Origin of the sequence: Streptomyces sp. NPDC001822 (assembly GCF_042892135.1) — a bacterium.
Taxonomy (GTDB): domain Bacteria; phylum Actinomycetota; class Actinomycetes; order Streptomycetales; family Streptomycetaceae; genus Streptomyces.
This window is the reverse complement of sequence record NZ_JBIATW010000032.1, coordinates 1-4,840: the sequence shown is the minus strand read 5'-3', so window position 1 is coordinate 4,840 and position 4,840 is coordinate 1. Positions and strand designations below refer to the sequence as shown.

The window sequence follows — 4,840 nt, the reverse complement described above, 5'->3', positions numbered from 1 at the left end:
ACGCTCGGCTGGGAAACCCCAGCCGAGCGCCTGCATAAACTGCTCGCGGCCTGATCAACACGACCACGTGTTGCGACGATCCCTAGAAACCGCCGCGCTCCGGCCGGGCCCTTCGGGCGGTTCGGTCAGTGCTGGGTCCTGCGGAGGCGGAAGACCAGCCCCAGGCCCTCGTCCTCGAACGGCGTGCCGTACGTGTCGTCCGCCTCGCCCTGCGCGTAGTCCAGGGCCAGCACCTCGTCCGCGATCAGGGTCGCGTGCGCGGCCAGGGCCTGTGCCGTCTCGGCGGACGTGGAGGTCCAGCGCACCGCGATGCGGTCGGCCACGTCCAGGCCGCTGTTCTTGCGGGCCTCCTGGATCAGCCGGATCGCGTCACGGGCCAGTCCGGCGGCCCGCAGCTCCGGGGTGATCTCCAGGTCCAGGGCGACCGTCGCGCCCGAGTCCGAGGCCACCGACCAGCCCTCGCGCGGGGTCTCCGTGATGATGACCTCGTCGGGGGCCAGGGTGACCTGCTCGCCGTCCACCTCCACCGAGGCCGTCCCCTCGCGCAGGGCCAGGCTCAGCGCGGCGGCGTCGGCGTTCGCGACGGCCTTGGCCACCGCCTGGACGCCCTTTCCGAACCGCTTGCCCAGTGCGCGGAAGTTCGCCTTGGCCGTGGTGTCGACCAGCGAGCCGCCGACCTCCGACAGGGAGGCCAGTGAGGAGACGTTCAGCTCCTCGGTGATCTGGGCGCGGAGCTCGGGCGTGAGCGAGTCGAAGCCCGAGGCCGCGACCAGGGCCCGCGACAGCGGCTGCCGGGTCTTGACCCCCGACTCCGCGCGCGTGGCCCGGCCCAGCTCGACCAGGCGGCGTACGAGGGCCATCTGCGAGGAGAGCGTGGGGTCGATCGAAGCCGGGTCCGCCTTCGGCCAGGTGGACAGGTGCACCGACTCCGGGGCGTCCTGGCCGACCGGGACGATCAGGTCCTGCCAGACACGCTCCGTGATGAAGGGGGTCAGCGGAGCCATCAGCCGGGTGATCGTCTCCACGACCTCGTGCAGCGTCCGCAGGGCCGCCTTGTCGCCCTGCCAGAAGCGGCGGCGCGAGCGGCGGACGTACCAGTTGGACAGGTCGTCGACGTAGGCGGAGAGAAGCTTGCCGGCGCGCTGCGTGTCGTAGGCCTCCAGCGCCTTGGTGACCTCGTCGACCAGGGTGCCGAGCTCGCTCAGCAGCCAGCGGTCCAGGACGGTGCGGTCGGCGGGCGCCGGGTCGGCCGCCGAGGGCGCCCAGTTCGACGTACGGGCGTACAGGGCCTGGAAGGCCACCGTGTTCCAGTAGGTGAGGAGCGTCTTGCGGACGACCTCCTGGATGGTGCCGTGGCCCACCCGGCGCGCGGCCCAGGGGGAGCCGCCGGCCGCCATGAACCAGCGGACGGCGTCGGCGCCGTGCTGGTCCATGAGCGGGATCGGCTGGAGGATGTTGCCCAGGTGCTTGGACATCTTGCGGCCGTCCTCGGCGAGGATGTGGCCCAGGCAGACGACGTTCTCGTAACTCGACTTGTCGAAGACGAGGGTGCCGACCGCCATCAGCGTGTAGAACCAGCCGCGCGTCTGGTCGATGGCCTCCGAGATGAACTGTGCCGGGTAGCGGCTCTCGAAGACCTCCTTGTTCTTGTACGGGTATCCCCACTGCGCGAACGGCATCGAACCCGAGTCGTACCAGGCGTCGATGACCTCCGGGACGCGGTACGCCTCCAGCTGGCAGTTCGCGTGCGAGCACGTGAAGGTGATCTCGTCGATGAACGGGCGGTGCGGGTCGAGGTCCGACTGGTCCGTGCCGGTCAGCTCGGTGAGCTCCGCGCGGGAGCCCACGCAGGTGAGGTGGCCGTCCTCGCAGCGCCAGATCGGCAGCGGTGTGCCCCAGTAGCGGTTGCGCGAGAGCGCCCAGTCGACGTTGTTGTTCAGCCAGTCGCCGAAGCGGCCGTTCTTGACGGAGTCCGGGTACCAGTTGGTCTTCTCGTTCTCCTGGAGCAGCCGGTCCTTGACCGCGGTCGTGCGGATGTACCAGGACGGCTGCGCGTAGTAGAGCAGGGCCGTGTGGCAGCGCCAGCAGTGCGGGTAGCTGTGCTCGTACGGCACGTGGCGGAAGAGCTTGCCGCGTGCCGCCAGGTCCTCGGTGAGCGCCTCGTCGGCCTTCTTGAAGAACACGCCGCCGACCAGCGGGAGGTCCTCCTCGAACGTGCCGTCGGGGCGGACCGGGTTCACGACCGGCAGGCCGTACGAGCGGCAGACGACGAGGTCGTCGGCACCGAACGCGGGGGACTGGTGGACCAGACCCGTGCCGTCCTCGGTCGTCACGTACTCGGCGTTGACGACGAAGTGCGCCTCGGCCGGGAACTCCACCAGCTGGAACGGCCGCTCGTAGGTCCAGCGCTCCATCTCCCGTCCGGTGAACGACTGCCCGGTGAGCTCCCAGCCCTCGCCCAGCGACTTCTCGACCAGCGGCTGCGCGACGACCAGCTTCTCCTCGCCGTCCGTCGCGACGACGTAGGTGACGTCGGGGTGCGCGGCGACGGCGGTGTTGGAGACCAGGGTCCAGGGGGTCGTCGTCCAGACCAGCAGTGCCGCCTCGCCCGCGAGCGGGCCGCTCGTCAGCGGGAAGCGCACGAAGACCGAGGGGTCGACGACCGTCTCGTAGCCCTGGGCGAGCTCGTGGTCCGAGAGACCGGTGCCGCAGCGGGGGCACCAGGGGGCGACGCGGTGGTCCTGGACCAGCAGGTCCTTGTTGAAGATCTCCTTCAGCGACCACCACACGGAGTCGACGTACTCCGGGTCCATGGTGCGGTACGCGTCGTCCAGGTCGACCCAGTACCCCATACGGGTCGTCAGCTCGGCGAAGGCGTCGGTGTGGCGCGTCACGGACTCGCGGCACTTGGCGTTGAACTCGGCGATGCCGTACGCCTCGATGTCCTTCTTGCCGTTGAAGCCGAGCTCCTTCTCCACCGCGAGCTCGACCGGCAGGCCGTGGCAGTCCCAGCCGGCCTTCCGGCCGACGTGATAGCCCTGCATGGTGCGGAAGCGCGGGAAGACGTCCTTGAAGACGCGGGCCTCGATGTGGTGGGCACCGGGCATGCCGTTGGCGGTCGGCGGGCCCTCGTAGAAGACCCACTCGGGGCGGCCCTCGGACTGTTCGAGGGTCTTCTCGAAGACCTTGCCGTCGCGCCAGAAGTCGAGCACGGCGTGCTCGAGGGCGGGCAGGTCGACCTGGGCGGGTACCTGGCGGTACTGCGGCGATGTCATGTGCGGGCTTCCTCCGGCGGACGTCTTCCACTTCCGTCGGAGGGACGAGAGCCCGGGCTCCCGCGGTACCACCCTCCTTGGCCCCGGGCATGCGCCCGTGGCCCCCTCATTGGGTCGCGACGCCGGGTCTAGTGACTCTGTGCGCGCGGGCGGGGCCCACGTGACCAGAGCGTTCTTCCGGCGGCTCCGGGGTGATCTTCACGACGCGCTCGCCCCCGGGCTTCCACCGTCCCCGGGTCGCTGCCGGCTGCGTACGACGCTACTCGTCCCGTCCATGCCTCTCGCTGCGGCCAGTGTACGGGCCCGTACGGGCGACGGCCGACCGGTTTATCCGCCGGGCGGGGCGTGACCCGAATGGCCAGACGCCCCTCCGGGAGCCCGGAAGCCGTCCCGGAGGGCGGACGTGGGCGGATTACCCCGCGGGGAGCTGGGCACAACGCTTGGAGGCGCGCCCCGCCCGGACGCGGGGAGGGGCGAACCGGCGGCGTGCCCCGTTGCCGCGGGGCTGGGGTCGATTTATCGTCCCAGCACGATTCGCGTGCAAGATCACACTATGTGAAGGGGCCGCGGCCATGGTGGCGAAGAAGACCGCCGGATCGAGAACGGCGGCCGAGAGATCCACGGCCGCGGCTGCCGGGGAGAGCCCTGGGGGCGACGACGAGCGGACCGCCCAGGAGGCGGACCGGGAGGAACCGGCGAAGAAGCCGGCGGGCGGACCGGCCCGGAAGGCGGCCAGGAAGGCGGCGAAGAAGGCGCCCGGGAGGACCGCGAAGAAGGCCGCGGAGCGTCCGCCCGGCGAACCGGGTGAGGAGCCGGGCCACCACGGGCCGGTGAAGAAGAGCACGGCGAAGAAGAGCGCAGCCAAGAAGGCTTCGAAGAAGGCAACGGGGGCGGCGCATGCCGCAGAGCAGACAGGAGCCCACACGGTGGTAGCCAAGAAGAGCGCCGGCCGGACCACGGCTGTCGGAAAGGGCGCCGCCACGGCGGTGCCCCAGGCACGCGCCGCCGCGACGGCTCCCGGGGAGCTCGCGGTCCGGCCCGGAGAGGACCCCTGGACGCCGGAGGAGGTCGAAGCGGCCCGGTCGGAACTGACCGGCGAGGCCGCGCGGCTGCGCACCGAGCTGGAGGCCTCGGGCGCGGCCCTGGCGGGCCTGATGCGCGACTCCGGGGACGGGGCCGGTGACGACGACGCCGACACCGGCACGAAGAACATCACCCGTGAGCACGAGCTGTCCCTGGCCGCCCACGCCCAGGAGACGCTCGACCAGACGGAGCGGGCCCTGGCCCGGCTGGACGCGGGGACGTACGGCCTCTGCGAGGTCTGCGGCAATCCCATCGGGAAGGCCCGGATGCAGGCGTTCCCCCGGGCCACGCTCTGCGTCGAGGACAAGCAGAAGCAGGAGCGGCGGGGCCAGTGACCCGATGCCGGGCGGGGGGGGGGGGGGGGGGCCCCCCCCCCCCCCCCGGGGGGTTACACCGCAAAAAAGAAAGGCCCACAAGGTTGTGGTGGCAAAGCGGGAGGGGGGGGCGCGCAAACAGGGAGGCCGCCAACACCCCCCCCCCCG

The 4,840-nt window shown here is 71.4% G+C and carries 2 protein-coding genes; one reads left to right on the top strand and one right to left on the bottom strand.

The features are described 5' to 3' along the window. Positions 1–125 precede the first annotated feature (125 nt). The gene (ileS, locus tag ACFYY2_RS34685) at positions 126–3,275 is read right to left on the bottom strand and encodes an isoleucine--tRNA ligase (protein WP_388750732.1); all 3,150 of its coding nucleotides are present in this window, start codon (positions 3,273–3,275) and stop codon (positions 126–128) included. 572 nt (positions 3,276–3,847) lie between these two features. Here ileS and ACFYY2_RS34680 point away from each other — a divergent pair. Further along, entirely contained in the window at positions 3,848–4,693 is an 846-nt protein-coding gene (locus tag ACFYY2_RS34680; protein WP_388750729.1) for a TraR/DksA family transcriptional regulator, read from the top strand. Positions 4,694–4,840: the final 147 nt, after the last annotated feature.